Annotated in this window: 11 protein-coding genes; 3 read left to right on the top strand and 8 right to left on the bottom strand. The window is 42.7% G+C overall.

Going from position 1 to position 16,516, the window contains the following annotated elements; translation table 11 throughout:
• Positions 1-689: 689 nt before the first annotated feature.
• Positions 690-3,077, bottom strand: a complete 2,388-nt coding sequence (locus tag J4861_RS01485) for a TonB-dependent receptor (RefSeq protein WP_211816428.1) — start codon at positions 3,075-3,077, stop codon at positions 690-692.
• Positions 3,078-3,422: 345 nt separating this feature from the next.
• Here J4861_RS01485 and J4861_RS01480 point away from each other — a divergent pair, with 345 nt between their 5' ends.
• Both J4861_RS01480 and J4861_RS01475 read left to right on the top strand, forming a co-directional pair.
• On the top strand, positions 3,423-4,658 hold the full coding sequence (locus J4861_RS01480; RefSeq protein ID WP_211816427.1) for an AAA family ATPase: 1,236 nt from the start codon (positions 3,423-3,425) through the stop codon (positions 4,656-4,658).
• 2 nt (positions 4,659-4,660) lie between these two features.
• The gene (locus J4861_RS01475; RefSeq protein ID WP_211816426.1) at positions 4,661-5,131 is read left to right on the top strand and encodes a hypothetical protein; all 471 of its coding nucleotides are present in this window, start codon (positions 4,661-4,663) and stop codon (positions 5,129-5,131) included.
• A gap of 78 nt (positions 5,132-5,209) precedes the next feature.
• Here the strand turns inward: J4861_RS01475 and J4861_RS01470 are convergent, their stop codons facing one another.
• From J4861_RS01470 to proS, 4 genes are all read right to left on the bottom strand, one after another.
• Positions 5,210-6,082 carry a sigma-70 family RNA polymerase sigma factor gene (locus J4861_RS01470; RefSeq protein ID WP_004359180.1) on the bottom strand — a complete coding sequence of 291 codons (873 nt, stop codon included), beginning with the start codon at positions 6,080-6,082 and terminating at the stop codon, positions 5,210-5,212.
• A 501-nt stretch (positions 6,083-6,583) separates the two neighbouring features.
• Positions 6,584-7,525 carry a hypothetical protein gene (locus J4861_RS01465; protein WP_211816425.1) on the bottom strand — a complete coding sequence of 314 codons (942 nt, stop codon included), beginning with the start codon at positions 7,523-7,525 and terminating at the stop codon, positions 6,584-6,586.
• A gap of 13 nt (positions 7,526-7,538) precedes the next feature.
• Positions 7,539-8,474, bottom strand: coding sequence for a hypothetical protein (locus J4861_RS01460; protein ID WP_211816424.1), 936 nt, complete (start codon positions 8,472-8,474; stop codon positions 7,539-7,541).
• Between the two features lie 136 nt (positions 8,475-8,610).
• Complete coding sequence (gene proS, locus J4861_RS01455; protein WP_004359175.1) at positions 8,611-10,092, bottom strand: proline--tRNA ligase; 1,482 nt, start codon at positions 10,090-10,092, stop codon at positions 8,611-8,613.
• A 377-nt stretch (positions 10,093-10,469) separates the two neighbouring features.
• On the opposite strand from proS, the gene J4861_RS01450 reads away from it, so the two are divergent.
• Positions 10,470-11,147 (top strand): OmpA family protein, encoded by a 678-nt coding sequence (locus J4861_RS01450; protein ID WP_211816423.1) that lies wholly within the window; start codon positions 10,470-10,472, stop codon positions 11,145-11,147.
• A gap of 185 nt (positions 11,148-11,332) precedes the next feature.
• Here J4861_RS01450 and J4861_RS01445 read toward each other — a convergent pair whose 3' ends face one another.
• The 3 genes from J4861_RS01445 to J4861_RS01435 all read right to left on the bottom strand — a co-directional run bounded on the left by J4861_RS01445 (position 11,333) and on the right by J4861_RS01435 (position 16,513).
• Entirely contained in the window at positions 11,333-14,149 is a 2,817-nt protein-coding gene (locus J4861_RS01445; RefSeq protein WP_249110778.1) for an outer membrane beta-barrel protein, read from the bottom strand.
• Positions 14,150-15,085: 936 nt separating this feature from the next.
• Entirely contained in the window at positions 15,086-15,568 is a 483-nt protein-coding gene (locus tag J4861_RS01440) for an S-ribosylhomocysteine lyase (RefSeq protein ID WP_211816421.1), read from the bottom strand.
• Positions 15,569-15,805: 237 nt separating this feature from the next.
• Positions 15,806-16,513 (bottom strand): 5'-methylthioadenosine/adenosylhomocysteine nucleosidase, encoded by a 708-nt coding sequence (locus J4861_RS01435; protein ID WP_211816420.1) that lies wholly within the window; start codon positions 16,511-16,513, stop codon positions 15,806-15,808.
• Between the last annotated feature and the right edge of the window lie 3 nt (positions 16,514-16,516).

Raw genomic sequence — 16,516 nt, 5'->3', positions numbered from 1 at the left:
ATGCGTAGATTATTAATAGAATGAGATTAATCCACATACATGGTATGATTAGCCCTAATTAGATGGTTTTACAAAGGGGGGATAAACTACATGCTAAATGTAATTAGGTGCGATATCTATCTGTCTTCTACAAACAACTTATTCCCAAGGTTTATTTTTTGTAAACTCTTTTCACATAGTTCAAAACAAATACATGCTCTTTTGACTTCTTAAAGACGCCCTTTTGGCTTGCAAAAGATGCTCTTTAAGACCCTTACTAACGCCCTTTTGAAGTCCAATTAAGCACCTTTTACTTTACCACTTTATAACTAATTGATTTCCTGTTGATTACAAACCTACTTTTTATATGTGGTTTTACCGTAATTTATTGATGTTTTACTTGAAATTATGTAATGATTTTTCAAAGCCTTATTAGCAGATTTTCGAAGTCTTAAAATAGAATGTTTTTCAATGTCAGAGGATGATAATAGGATAGATAGTTGACTATCTTAGCTATATTTTTGTTTAATGAGTAACTTTGGTTCTTCCGTTAAAGCAATACGAAAAGCGTCCACATATTTAACGGAAAAACCAGATTTAAGAACTTCCTCTATCAGTAGGGGTAGCACGTATTTCACTCCCCTCTCCATTACTTCCCTTTGGTCAGTGACCGTTGGTTCGGAGAGGGGCTGGGGGTGATGCTTCTTTTTTTAAAACTCCACCGTCACCCTACCATTTATCTGTCGTCCAGTGAGGTAGTTTGGAACGGCATATTGCTGTCCGGCGATGTCTGTCACCCAATAATACGAGTTGACGTTATTGATACCAAAGAGGTTCAGACAGTCCAAACCGAGCCAGATATTCTTAAAGATTGTGTTGCGATGTCCGTCGTTATTGTCTAATAGGCGATAGCTCATACCGATGTCGGCACGCTTATAAGCTGGCGCACGGAAGGTGTTATTCTCCAATTCCTTGTGTGGAGCAGAGAATGGAAGACCGTCTGCATAAGCCAACTTCAGCGACATACGCCAACGCGTCGTACCTGGGAAGAAGTCCGTGAAATAGAGGTTGAGCGCATAACGTTGGTCGGTTGGGAGCGGAATACTCTTACCATTCAACTTCATACTCGTGTTCATCACACTCAGCGTCAGCCATGAGTCAGCACCCGGAACGAACTCACCAAAGAGTTTAAGGTCGAGACCTGTGGCATGTCCTGTGGCTGTATTCTCACCATAATACGTCACCTTCACATTGTCAACTGAGTAAGGAACGAGGTGTGAGAGTGCCTTATAATAAGCCTCCGCAGTGAACTTAAACGGACGACCCAACATCTCGAAGCGATAGGTCATACCTGCCAATGCGTGGATAGACTGCTGTGCGCGAATCTTCTGATTGAGCGTTGCGTAGGTGACACCATTGACGATTGACGTGTCGCGAAGTTCCTTATAGAATGGTGCCTGATAGTAGATACCACCTGCAATGCGGAAACTAAGGTTACGATTTCTACCCGGTGTGATGGTCAGCGATGCACGTGGAGAGAATAGGCTCTCGCCATTAAAGTCCCAATGCGCAAAGCGAACGCCATAATTCAGTGTGAAAAGCGTTGGAACAGAGTCACGTGTCTGGAAGTTCCATGTGTCCTGCAAGTAGCTTTCAAAGCGTTTCGCCTTGAGTTCGTTACGAGCACGAAGCGAGTAAATCATCTTCAAGTCACGCCCTGTATGCGGAACGTTATAACCCGCAGAATCACGATATTCGTATTCGGCAGAGTTCTCCTTGATACGCTCAAGTTTATAGGTCACTGCGCCCTCAATCTTATGCTTGCCTGCACGGTGCTGCATCATCAGCTTCAAACTCTTCACGTTAGCGTTGAGATAGTCGCGAGAATGCTGCATAAACGTACCCACACCGAGGTTTTCAGACGTCTCCGTCTGTGTCAACCAGTACTGTCCCTGAATGTCATAACGCTCTTGCTCCTTCGTCGTGAAAGCCGATGCAAGGAGGGAGAGGTCTGTGCGTGAACTCAAATGGCGTGTGATAGCCAACGAACCAAAGAACGTACGGAAGAGGTCTTTCTCCTGTCCATCGAAGTAGACGCGGAACTTCTTCACGTTCTGCAGCGTTCCGAAGTTTGTCTCACGGTCTTCTGGCTCGAAGTTATAACGGTTGTCAGAGATGTTACCGATGAAGTCTACCTGCCAACGTTTGTTGGGTTGCCATGAGAGATAAGTCTGATAATCAAGGAATGACGGACGATATTCGCCCTTTGTCTGGAGTGATCCGAGGAGGTAACGATTGGTTTTATAACGCACACCATTGGTCCACGTCAACTTCTTCGTAGCCAATCCGAGGTAGGCACTGGCACCTAAAAGTGAGGCAGAGATAGAGGCTTCCGTCTTCTTCGGACGTTTATAGGTGATGTCTAAGGCTGAACTCATCTTGTCACCATATTTCGCTTCGAATCCACCAGTTGAGAAACCAACGCTCTCTACCATGTCGGGATTGATAATAGAGAGTCCTTCTTGCTGTCCACTTCGTACAAGGAAGGGGCGGAATACTTCTATATTATTGATATAGACAGAGTTCTCGTCAAACGTACCACCACGAACGTTATATTGTGAGGATAGCTCCGAGTGGGTCGAAACACCCGCCTGTGTCTGTACCATTTCTTCGACAGCATTGCCCGACGTAGAGGGTCCTTGTTTAGTTTTTTGAATATCCAATTCTTCCGTTGTTCCGTGCTGTTTGGCTTTGCCCTGCACTACAACCTCCTCCAATGCGTTGTCGTCAGCAAGCTGTACGAGTAGTGTCTGCTTTCCCTTTGGGCGCACGAGAATCCTCGTCTTGGTCTTGTAACCAATCATTGAGAAGCGCACCTTCACGGAGTCTTCACTCTGCAACTGCATATTGAACTCGCCTTTTAGGTTGGTCATCGACAGTTTTCCCTGCGTAACAACCATAACAGAAGCCAACTCGATAGGGTTACCTTCCTTGTCGGAAACCTTCCCTTGCAGTGTGAACGATTGCGCAAATGCCAACTGCGCTGTCACCATGAACAATAGTAGTAATATGTATTTCTGAATATCCTTACGTTTCATACATTATATAACGACTCTTTCACGAGTTTATTGTAAGTATCTTGCGAAATAGAATGTGTGTAAATATTATTGAGTATAGACTTTCAGGATACTTTTTCCTTCAGTGGTATTCAAAACCCAACTTTGAAAAAACATTCATAATATGATAAATTCCTCCGAAAGAAGTTATATTCTCGTTTTTAATTGCTACCTTTGTCATGTTAGATTTTTGTTTATTTGTTAAATTTGTATTACCACGATAGGTGAAAATTCTGACATCTCCAAGTGTTTTGAGAACTTTGTTTGTCAGGCACTTGTATTTCCTAAATGATTTTACGCTGCGGAATTAAGGTATAATAGAATAACATGGCAACAATTCAGATAAAGAATCTTGGACCAATCAAAGATACTGGTTTAATCAATCTAACCGATGTGCTGCTTGTCATCGGTCGCCAAAGTTCTGGTAAGAGCACCTTCATGAAGGTGTTATGCTTCTGCCGTTGGATAGAGAAGAAGATAATGACTTCTTTTGATAAAACAATTCAGGCATATACACACAACAAACGTTTTACCAAGGATTTGAAACAATTTTACCGTATTGATGAAATATATTTCAAGGAGGACACCGAAATCATTTATGATGGTGATGTGGTTACTATCTCACTGACAGGTGTTAACCAGAATGCTAAAATCAACCGCAAGCAAGAGGCTTGGGAGGATAGGTATAATTCCAAACTGTCCTATATCCCAGCTGAAAGAAATCTCGTTTCTGCCATTCAGAACATCAATGACACGTATAAAGCAAAGGAAAGGGATTCCATCTTCAATTTCATACAGGAGTGGTATGAGGCAAAGGATACTTATGGCTCTGATAACAAGTTGACTCTTTCTCTGACAGATGTTTTCAAATATTACAGCGATAAAGGACTTGATTATGTGGTGCTGCCAAACGGCAAGCCTATAACTTCTTTCTATGCTTCAAGCGGTGTCCAGTCAATCATGCCTATCGATGTGATGACAGATTATATTATGGGTGTCGTAGGAAAAGTAGTTAAATTCAGTATGTCGGATTTGATGAACCGCCTCATGGAGTCGTTAGATACGGATGTGCGCAATGGAATCGTACATGGTGCCCATGAGGTCACGGAAGAGGAGTTGGCTCCAATCCGTGAGAAGATGAAATACCAGTCGGCACAGCTTTTCATAGAAGAGCCGGAGCAGAACCTCTATCCCGATGCGCAACGTAAACTTGTGCAGAACATCATACGCCATCTGAAAGCTGTGAAGTCAGTTGGCAAGCATCGTTCTATGGTGGTACTCACTACACATAGCCCTTACGTGCTGTCAATACTCAATGTCTTGATAGCAGATGCAGCAGCCGTCGAGAAGAAACCCGGCGACGAAAGGCTTAAAGATGTGGTTGACGAAAGTACGTTGCTTCCAACAGATGCTTTCTCGGCATATTTCATCAACAAAGATGGTGTGTTCGAGGACATCAAAGATATGGAGATACCGATGCTCTCTGGTATAAACTTGGATAGTGTCTCTGATTGGGTCGATGAGCATGTGGGTCGTATCAATGAAATATTATACGCAGAATAGTCATGGGGAAAAATACATACGAGAACTTGACTGGTGCTGGGTATCAGGCTGAACAGTCCCTCGAAGTACGTAAAACGGTTGTCACACGGGAGCAAGGAAAGAAATACACTCTTGACATTCAAGGGAATCTGCGGTCTACGGTCTTTCAAGTTGATGGTTACATCATAAAGACTGGTCTCAAATGTGACAAGTTGGTGATGGTACAGACATCGGCAGGGCCTAAGGAGGCATGGACACAGATATTCGTTGAACTGAAAGGGCATGATGCTTTTCATGGCATGAAACAGCTGCTTGCAACAGCAAATAATCCTACATTCGACAGCTTTAGCAATCGGCAAAGGAAAGCTCGTCTGGTAGCGACATCATTTCCTACGAACAAGGCGAATCCCAAAGTGGAGAAACTGAAGATTGAGTTTGCCAAACTGAATGTCGATTATAAGAACATTAAATCTGGTCAGACAGACTGTTTGTAATTAAGGTTAAATGAAAAAAGTGGATGCGCCTCATTTGACACATCCACCTCTATAATTGAAATCTATCTTTTGTCTCTTTTATCCCAAGTACTTCATGAGTACGCGTGCATTTCCGCTCTCACGAATCTTCTCGATAGCCTTCTCACGAATCTGGCGAACACGCTCACGGGTAAGTCCCATCTCTGTTCCAATCTCCTCCAAACCCTTCTCTTGGCAACCGATACCGAAACACTCGGTGACAATCTTTATCTCACGATCCTTCAATGTGTTCTGAAGAACGGCACGAAGGTCGTCTGACATTGACTCGAAATCAACGCCACGGTCGGTACGAGAGTCGTCACCTGAAGACAGCATATCACTCATTGAGTTATCGTCGTCATCGCTAAATGGAGCGTCGATACTCATGTGATGGTTGTCGGCACTTTGGCTCTGACGGATGCGAGCCTCATCGATACCAGTCAACTCTGCCAACTCATGGATAGAAGGACGACGGTTGTGTTGCTGCACAAACTCGTTCGTTACCTGATTAATCTTTGAGATAGCACCCACCTGATTCAGCGGAAGACGCACGATACGACTCTGCTCAGCGATAGCCTGCAAAATACTCTGACGAATCCACCAAACAGCGTATGAGATAAACTTAAAACCACGAGTCTCATCGAATTTCTCTGCTGCCTTTACCAAACCAATGTTTCCCTCGTCGATAAGGTCAGTGAGAGAGAGTCCTTGGTGCTGATACTGTTTAGCTACAGAAACGACGAAACGGAGGTTAGCCTTAATCAGTTTCTCCTTCGCACGCTCGCCTTTGCGACCGCCTTTGTGGATTTCCTGTGCCAGCTCAATCTCTTCGTCAACGGTAATCATCGGCTCACGACCAATCTCAACGAGATACTTATCCAGTGCCTCACTTGATCGGTTGGTGATACTTTTTGAAATCTTAAGTTGTCTCATGAATTGTTTACTATTTCCTCCTAAAAAATATAGCTAATTTCCGTTATCCAAAATTGATACGGCGTGCAAAGGTACATATAATTATGTGAATAACCAAATACAAATACCTTTGGTTGTGTATTTTTATGTTTTTTTATACGATTTCGCGTCGCAATCGCCTGTTATTGTAGACAAAATCAATGTGTAATGCACTAAATTCTTCCACACGTAAGTCAATAAACAGTGCCTTATAATGATTTCTGATGTAAGAGAAAGAATCTTTTTGCCCCCTCTAACATATGTGCGGACGCCCCGCACATATAGTGTTTATACTTCGCACAATTAGTGCTAAGCATGAATAGGAAATAAATATAGGTGCAGGATCTGTTTTGTCAATTCTTGTCAGTAGAATTCATAAGCATATAAACGGAAAAGAGGCGACTTTTTAGCGTGAGAGGAAGAAAAGAAAAGGTGGTGATAGGATTGCCTACACCACCTTTATACCTTATAAATATGCTAAGATTACTTCCAATTCTTCTGCACTAACTTCGTCACAGAGTTGATGGTTATACGCACGCCCATCCTATTCGCTTTTATCTTCGAGCTGTATTCGGTAGGCCAACCACTTTTGAGGAGTTGAAAGTTAGTTGTTCCGTTGATATCCATTGTAGCCATACCAATTTCCTTCATTCTGTCCCAGTGGGCCTCAAGCTGTGCTATCATATGCTCAAGGTTTTCGTCAGCACCGACTCCCTTCATCTTGTCAATGATGAAAGCTTTCACATCGGCTTCGGTCATATTACTGCTAATCTCCTCCGCGATGTTCATCGTATTCCCTTTCTTGGTAAGGGTATAGGTAACGGTTGACCTGATATCCCTTATCTCCTTATTCTCTTTGTAGCCATTCTTCAGCGACTTACCGAAGAGATAGAAGAAGGTGTTATTATTGATATTCGCGATAAGAACGTCTTTGGCAACCTCTTTTGTTATACTCATCATAGCCTTCATCTTCGGCATACTCTTCTCTACGTTCGGATTGTTATTGTAGAGAGAGTCGAGTTTTGTGAGAGCAAACTTCCAAGCCTTGCGCTGCACCTCGTCATAGTTTAAGATGTCAGTAATCTTTCCGTTTGCATCTGTCCTTAGAAGCATAGGGACATTGTTCAGACTTTGGATGATCATATCTCCCGTCTGTCTTAGGAACGACTGATCTCCATCTACCGCTATGTCTTTGGTCAGTATTTCGATAATATACCCATCACGGAGAATCTCTTGTACGGTTATCTTCGTCTGTTTAGTTACTTTTACCGCTTCTGAACCAGCCGCAGCAGACTGTCCTTCAATCTCTGTCACGTTTTCATAGACTGCCCTATCGCCTTTCTGAAACTTTGCCTTGATTAAGGTTTGGGCGTTCAACGCTGTTACCGCAAGGGCGAAGGCAAGGATAAAAAGTAGTTTCTTCATATCGAAATATCGATTATTTCCAACTCTTTTCTACCAATTTCGTAACAGAGGTGATGAACATTTCCATACCCATCATCTTTGTTTTCACGTCCGTACTGTATTCAGTAGCCCAACCCGTGTTGAGGAGTTTAGTCATGGAAGTACCGTCGACATCCATCTTCGCCATACCCATCTGCTTCATCTGTCCCCAGTTAGTTTCTATCTGTGAGGTCATGCCTTCGTCAGCACCCATCTGCTTCATCTTGCTAATAAGGAAAGCTTTCACATCGTCTTCAGTCATATTGCCGTTAATCTTACCAACGATGTTGAGTGCGTTTGGCTCATTGTTAAGCTCGTAGGTAACAGTAATCTTTATGCCCTGCATGTCCTTATTCTCTTTGTCACCCGTCTTGAGGGTCTTACCAAATAATTGAAAGAAAGTGTTGTATTCGACAGACTCGATAAACGCTTCTTTAGTGAACTGGCTGTTCATAGACATAGCCATCTTGTACTTAGGCAGCACCTTCTCCATTTCTGGATTGGCGTTGTAGAGAGAGTCAATAAATGTCATTGCAAACTTGCTTGCCTTTGTTTGGACCTCAGTATAATTCAAGAGGTCCTTCACCTTACCGTTAGCATCCGTCTTTAGGAGCATTGGGACATTGCTGAGGTATTGGTTCAGCATGTTTCCTGTCTGCTGAGCGATTTCCTTACTGCCTTCCATCTTCATATTGGTTGTCAATACTTCGATAATATAACCGTCAGCAGTAGCATCTTGTACGGTAATCTTTGTTTTGCTGTTAGTCTTTATGCTTTCAGAACCACCACTCATAGGGGTGTTGACTTTAACATCAGCTACGGTTTCATAGGTAGCTTGGTCACCTTTTTGGAAATTCGCTTTGATTAAGGTCTGAGCGTTCAACGCTGTTACAGCGAGAAGTAACGCAAAAGTGATAAGTGATTTTTTCATAAGACAATAGTTGTTTAATTAGAATTTTAGAATTTAGAATAAAAAGATTAACGGCTCCAGAATTTATAAGCATTCTTTGTTAGTACTGCCTTTATAAATATCCTGAAGCCGTTAAATCTATGCGTATTATTGACGATTAGTATGATCTTGCGATGATGACACGATACTTAGCAGGCTTGCCGCTAACCATGTCGACGCCCGGTGTCTGCTCGAACATATAAGGGACACAACGGATGGTTGCCTGCGTGTCTTCCTTAATCTTCGCCTCAGTCTCCTCAGTACCATCCCAGTGGCAGAGGAAGAAACCACCGTCCTTCACCTTCTCCTTGAACTCCTCATAGTTCTCACACTCGTAGATGTGAGCATCACGGAAGTCCTTAGCCTTCTTGAAGATGTTGTCCTGAATCTCGTCGAGGAGGTTCTTGATACGCTCAACAATGCCGTCAAAGCTTACGCTCTCCTTCTCTAATGTATCACGACGCATCACCTCAATAGTGTTGTTCTCCAAGTCACGACCACCCATAGCGAGACGTACTGGCACACCCTTCAACTCGTAGTCAGCAAACTTAAAGCCCGGACGCTTATTGTCGGCATCGTCATACTTGACGGTGATACCCAACGCGCGGAGCTGATCGATCACTGGCTGCAACTTGTCGGTGAGCGCCTTCAACTGCTCCTCACCCTTGAAGATTGGTACGATAACCACCTGAATAGGTGCAATCTTTGGAGGAAGAACGAGACCGTTATCGTCAGAGTGGGTCATGATGAGCGCACCAATCAATCGGGTACTAACACCCCAAGAGGTAGCCCATACATACTCTGGCTTGTTCTCCTTATTAAGGAAGGTAACGTCGAATGACTTTGCAAAGTTCTGACCTAAGAAGTGAGAAGTACCGCTCTGGAGAGCTTTACCGTCCTGCATCATTGCCTCGATAGTATAAGTATCTAACGCACCAGCAAAACGCTCAGTCTCACTCTTCACACCCTGTACGACAGGGACAGCAAGCCACTTCTCAGCGAAGTCAGCATAGACACGCAACATGGTCTGTGCCTCCTTCTCAGCCTCCTCACGTGTAGCGTGAGCCGTGTGACCCTCCTGCCAGAGGAACTCAGACGTGCGGAGGAAAGGACGCGTACGCATCTCCCAACGCATAACATTACACCACTGGTTGCACATCAATGGCAGATCGCGCCAAGAGTGAATCCAGTTTTTATAGGTATTCCAGATGATTGTCTCACTGGTAGGACGGATAATCAGCTCTTCCTCCAACTTTGCGTTAGGGTCAACCTGCACTGCATTGCCATCCTCTGTAGCCTTCAGACGATAGTGAGTAACCACGGCACACTCCTTGGCAAATCCCTTTACGTGCTCAGCCTCACGAGAGAGGAAACTCTTAGGAATCAGCATTGGGAAGTAAGCATTCTGCACACCTGTCTCCTTAAACATCTTGTCAAGCTGTGCCTGAATCTTCTCCCAGATAGCATAGCCGTATGGCTTGATAACCATACAACCACGTACGGCAGACTGCTCAATCAAGTCTGCCTTTATTACCAAGTCATTGTACCATTGAGAGTAGTTGTCTGCTCTCTTGGTCATCTCTTTTAGTTCTTTTGCCATAAATATATTATTCTATTTTTTATTTTGCACCTTTAGGGGATTTCCCATGCTATTATAGGCATTTCCCTTTTGCGAGTATGCCTTGAAACACTAACTTTGCACACAGATACGGCTGAGAAAGTCAAGAACAAAGGGAACCCCGTTCCCACTTGCTAATACCAGCCTATCCTTTGCGAAAATAATGCAAATGAGTGCAAACGAAACTTGCTTCACTTTGCCGAGTTAGCTTTATTTTTTGCAAAAATACAAAAAAATGTTGGCAATGAATGCTATACAGCACATATTTGTTTAACTTTGCACGAATTAAAATGAATTAAGGTGCGGCTGTAAAGCCAAGCCAGAAGGTAAAAGATATTAATCAATAAGTACGTTTGATTATGAAGAATATGAAAATGATGGCAGTAGGTATGTGTTTCCTCACTGTCGTAAGTTGTCAGACAAAACAAGGTTCAGGTGCATTAATCGGTGGCGGTGCTGGTGCAGCATTGGGTGGTATCGTCGGTCAGATTATAGGTCGTAATGGTAAGAGCACAGCCATTGGTGCTGCTATTGGTGGTGCTGTAGGTGCTGGTGCTGGTGCCCTCATCGGTCGTCACATGGACAAGGTAGCACGCGAGGCAGCACAGCAGTTGCCAAACGCACGTGTCGACAAGGTGACAGATGCTAATGGTTTAGACTGTGTGAAGGTTACCTTCGACTCTGGTATCCTCTTCCCATTGAACGGTTCAAACCTCAGCGCATCTGCTAAGAACGACCTCACAAAGTTCGCTTCTTTGATGCAGCGTAACTCTAACTGTGACGTTGCTATCCAGGGTTACACAGATGCTTCTGGTAACGACAACATCAACCTCCCATTGTCACAGCGTCGTGCTGATGCTGTATCATCTTACCTCAAGGGTCGTGGTGTAAGCAGCCGTCAGATTCGTTCAGTACAGGGCTTCGGTAGTGCCAACCCTATCGAGAATAAGACTATTAGTCAGGCTAACCGCCGTGTAGAGGTTTACCTCTATGCTTCATCAGAGATGGTTCGTCAGGCAAACAACGGTTCACTCTAATTCCATTTAATTTTCCTTTGAACTTTATGATATGTACCTTTAATGACTACGAATTTCTCTAATTACGCGAAGCCTTATTGCAAAATACTTCGTATCATGCGTAGTCGGTGGAAATCATAAAGTTCAAAGTTCAAAACTCAAAGTTCAAAGGTAAAAGTTCAGACTTTGGAAGGGTCTTATACTTTTCATTTTTTCTTAGGAATAATATTGAAGTGATAGACGGCATGTAACATCACGTAGCGGGGAATAACATTACTGTAAGTTTCTGTGATTCCTTGTGCATTCATCATCCGTGTGACGTTATTCAGTTGACCAAGAATGTCGAAGCCATCAAGCAATAAGGTAAGTTGTCCTTTGAAGAATGAGCGTGACAGACGAGCATTCCACACCAAATCATCGCTATTCATCGACTTATCTAAATAACCTCTGCGACTATACATTGTCAGGTCAGTCCCAAGTCGGAAATCCCATGGCAACTGTAATTGTGCTGTTAAGCCGTAATTGAAATCACTCACATTAAATGCCTTAAAGTCTTCACGAGTGCCATCGACATGTGCCCAGTTTCCTTTACTAATGAAGCCAATGGAAGATTGCCCAAGCCTATAGTTCAGCTGTAAATCACCAATGTAGTTTAACGATTCTACTATGCTCCTATTAGATGCAGACGTGCCTGCCAAACCAATAAGGTCGACACTCTTCTCATATCTTAATCCAGCCATAGCTTTAAAATCCAACTTGCGATTTTTGGTCAATGGTCCAGCACCACCTAAAGCAAGCTGACCGTGCCAATTACCATTCACATTGTCTGGTCTGAACGTTCGCTGTCCTGTAGCCTTGTCGTAGGTATAGCCCATAGCAATAGCGTTAACAGTGGGGATATATTGAGCCTCTATTAACCACATCAGTCCCTTTTTCGGATATATACGTAGGAAGTGTGATATAAGTTCGTGCTTATAGGATGGTTTCAAGTTGGTATTACCCATTGTTACGTTTAATGGATCAGTGGTATTGAGGATGTTTACAAACAGGTTCATGTCTGGCGCTTGCCCGTTCACATGATATTGAAGCATGAATTCATATTTGTGATCAGTACTACGCCATTTGATGAACGTACTATACATATTGTAAAGTATAGAACGTTTCGTAAAAGTCGTATCTACATTTCCACTATGATAATGCATCGTCCGTGAAAGCAGCGATAAATTAGGTACAAGCTGTGCCCACCACTCCGACTTCGTCGTTTTCTTATTCCATACAAGAAAGGCTCCGAGGGTATGGGTATTATCAGTCTGCCTGCTGTCATAACTATTATGAATATCCATTACTCTGTTATAAGCATCCACAGAAGGAAGTATTCCAAGCTCGTGCTCTGAATTAATTCCCCAATCTGCTAACTGGTCAAGACGATAGAGTGAAGAATATCGGTTTGAGGTAGTCCGATTGTATTTATAACTAAAGTCGAAGAACAAGCCCCGCTTTACTAAATAGCTGTAAGTCACTTTACCTGTCATGCTATAGCCGTGGTCGGGACGGTTGTTGAAATATCGATTGCGGAAGTCTGTATTACTTTGCTGACCGTTGGTATAATAATCAATTCGGTTACGGTCAAAGCTATCCTCAGTAGCATGCCTCAAAGAAGCGTCAGCATAAAGGGTGACGTGGTCGGGAGAGTGCTTGAACTTAATTAACGACTCCATCGAAACCGAACCTTCTAAAGAATGTCCAATTGATAATCCATTGCGAAGATTTCTGTTAATGGCTGTGCGAATCAACTCCCTGCCTATCATTGGTGTGTACAAACTATCCAACTGCGCCTTTGAGAAAGACGTAAAACTACGATTAAGTGTCAGCGAAGAATATCCGCTTTTATTGTTATAATATTGGTAGTTAAAACGTGGCTTGATATTCAAGTTGGCATTCTTAAACTCAAAATAAAACTGATGATTGGTGGAGAGAGTAAAATTGTGATTTCTATTATTAGCCACCATACGGTCGTATGTATCTCCGTTAGCAAGGAAATTTGTACGATTAGTGTTATTCACTATCGTGTTGTCAGCATGCCTAACCTGTGCATTTCCACTAAGTTTATACTTACCACTGCGTGCATCTATATTATAGTCAAGACCTCCTAACTGTTGCTGTGTCAACCCACCAAAAAGATCAGAAGGCGACCAATTGTCATTCTCACCAGGCTTACGGTCGTCGTTTAGATTGTTCATATTTCCATAGACAGCCAAACGGGAGTGATCAGTAAACCGCATAGCAAACAGACGAGCCAAGTAGCGTTCCTTTGTTCCTCCACCTGTTTCCACATTACCTACCCATCCAATGTTGTATTGCTTTTTCAGTTGAACATCCATTACGTATTTCTTGTCTCCTGCCACCTCTTGCCCGAGAAAACGACTATTTTCGCCAAGACGGTCATACACCTTTACTTGGTTTACCATATAAGTAGGCAGATTCTCAAACATAACAGTATTATCTCCACGGAAAAAATCTTTTCCATTGAGAAGCAAACTCTCAACAAACTTGCCATTAACATATATGCGTCCATCCTTGCTTAGTTCAGCACCAGGCAATTGACGAATAAGGGCGTCGAGCATGGAGCCTTCACCTAACTGGAAAGCATCGGCATTATAAACAATCGTGTCGCCTTTATGATAGAACTTCACCTTTGTAGCCTTAACAACCACCTCATTTAAGTCTACTGTTTTCGGTCGTTTCAGAAAGATGGTACCAACCTCTCTACTTATCTCTCGCTTGTAAAAATGACGCAGTGGTAAGGTTACGTAGGTAGGTGTATAACCTTCTTCGGTAACACGCAGTATATAATCACCCTCCTTACGTGGAATTTCCACCCAATATTCTGATGTTTCCCATCTTTGTTCACCACTCTCATATTGAGTGAGAGCCTTCTTAGAAGCAATAATCGAGCTATCTTTAGCATTTAGTACTTCCACTAAACTTCCAGGGATATCTGCATGAGTTACAAAATCTTGCACTCTGCCTTTAATGGTAATTGTATTGTCTAAAGTTTGTGCCGATATGCAGACAGTAAGGCATAACAAAATTAAAGTTGTACAAAAGGTTTTCATATTTTATTCTCAATGTTTGATTCGTATTGTTCACAAGAGGTATGGGGTAATAGAGATTCCTCTAATTTATCTTTTAGGTAAAGAAATAACGCTTGCTTGTAGGTTGTAAATCCAGAAGATTCTTTCTAAGATATATCAAGAAGGTAGAGCATTTTAGCCATATCCTACGTTTTTATCTGATCATACTCTGTCCAATAATGATTAGAGTTCTCGGATGAAAAGAACCAAATGGATTTTACAGGCATAAACCGAACTTTTCTATCAGTTTGCCTGCAATTATATTCTCTACAAGAGGTGTATTTCATAATTTAAAACTTATCTATCAATCGTATTCTTTATATTAACACGCTGCGAATATACAAAATGTTTTTTTTAAACAAGAAAAATCGTTATTTTTTTTCATTGTCGCTATATCCGCATCGTTTCGTAGTCATTAAAGGTACATATCATAAAGTTAACTGCGAATTACGCGAATAACACGAATTATTTAGCAATAGGGATTAGTGCAATTAGAGAAATTCGTAGTCTTAGAAGTCAAAGTTCAATGTTCAAAACTCAAAGTTCAAAGGTAAAAGAGTTTAAAGGTAAGAGTTCAAAGGCTAAAGGGCGTCTTTAGCAAGCCAAAAGGGCGTTAATTCACATGGAATTAACGCCCTTTTAAATCTCTAACACTGCTTTTTTCTCTTTATCCCAAGCAACTCGTTAACTCGTCTAACTTGTTAACTATGTTACTTTGTCTTCCTCACAAGCAACTCGTTAACTCGTTCACCATGTTACTTTGTCTTATTACTCAAGCAACTTGTTTACTCGTCCACTCGTTTACTTGTCTACTTGTTCACTTGTCTACTTCTCCGGATAAACGAGATTAGCATCGGTGATATTGTCCAGCACCTCGGTGAGGAACTTACGTGACTCCCACTTCGCCATAGGCAGGTCGTGGAGCAGGTAGTTACCACAGTCGCGTGGAGCAGCACCAGGGATTTCACCCTCGAAGTCGGCAACGAATTGGAAGGTGCGGCGCATGAGGTCGACGATGTCTTTCGACTCCAGATCGCCACGAAGGATAAGATAGTTACCAGTCAGACAGCCCATTGGACCCCAATAGATAACACGGTCTTTCCACTCGTCATCATTGCGGAGATAAGTAGCAGCCAAGTGTTCAATAGCGTGAATAGCCCCCACGTGCAACACTGGCTCACGGTTTGGTTCTTTCATACGGATGTCGAAGGTGGTAACGGTCTCGCCACCCACCTCGTCCTTACGACTCACATAAATGCCACGCAGCAATCGCTCGTGGTCAATGGTAAAAGAAGGAATCTTATTCATAATTCTTATTTAATTCAGAATTCATGTTTAATTCAGAATTCATAATTCACAATTCATAATTATGATTACTAATGTTAGCGTAAATATTATCCACATCTTTAGGACTTTGTGGGTTTTATTAGCTAAACGGAAAACTGCTTGTTTTTGAGTTCCGTAAGAGAATTTAGCAGATAAGTAAACAAATTACTTATTCTATAAACTCTGCCTACAACGGTAATCATAATTATGAATTTTGAATTATGAATTATGAATTGCCTCTATAAAGTGCCTTGTCACCTCAAAGCTGCCGTTGGCGATGCGCTCCCAGAAGTCGTAGTACTGGCTGGCTTTGTTGTCTTTGAGCGGAACATCGCTGATGACACGGAAGGAGACGAAGGGAGTTTGATAGATGTAGCAGACCTGCGCAATAGAACAACTCTCCATATCGACAGCTGTTGCCTCTGGGAAGTGGTCCATGATCTGTTGCATCTTCTCACGTGAGTTGACAAACCATTCCCCACTGACGGTCAGTCCTGCCTTGACGTGCAGGTCCTTACAATCAGGCAAGTTATTCAACGACAGCGCCTTTTCAATCAACTCAGTGGGAGCCTTGAAGCGAGCAGGCATACCGATAATCTGACCGTAAGCCACCTCGTCGCCACAGTAGGCATCGTGATAAGCACACTCCGTTGCTACCACCACATCCGTAACCTCCAATGAAGTATCAGCTCCACCCGCACAACCACTTGAGATAACAAGGTCAGGGTGGTAATGATTAATCATCTCAACAGCACCGACGGCAGAGTTAACCTTACCGATACCACACTGCTGCAGAATGATTTCCTTATCTCCCAACTGTCCCGTAACGAAGTCTTTATGATTAAAATGTTTCGTCTCGGTGTTGGAAAGAATTGCTTTAAGTTGCGCGAACTCTTTGTCCATCGCAACGATGATTCCTATTTTCATACT

Origin of the sequence: Prevotella melaninogenica (assembly GCF_018127925.1) — a bacterium.
Classification (GTDB): Bacteria; Bacteroidota; Bacteroidia; order Bacteroidales; family Bacteroidaceae; genus Prevotella; species Prevotella melaninogenica_C.
The sequence above is the reverse complement of the archived record's forward strand: the minus strand, read 5'-3'. Positions and strand labels throughout refer to the sequence as shown.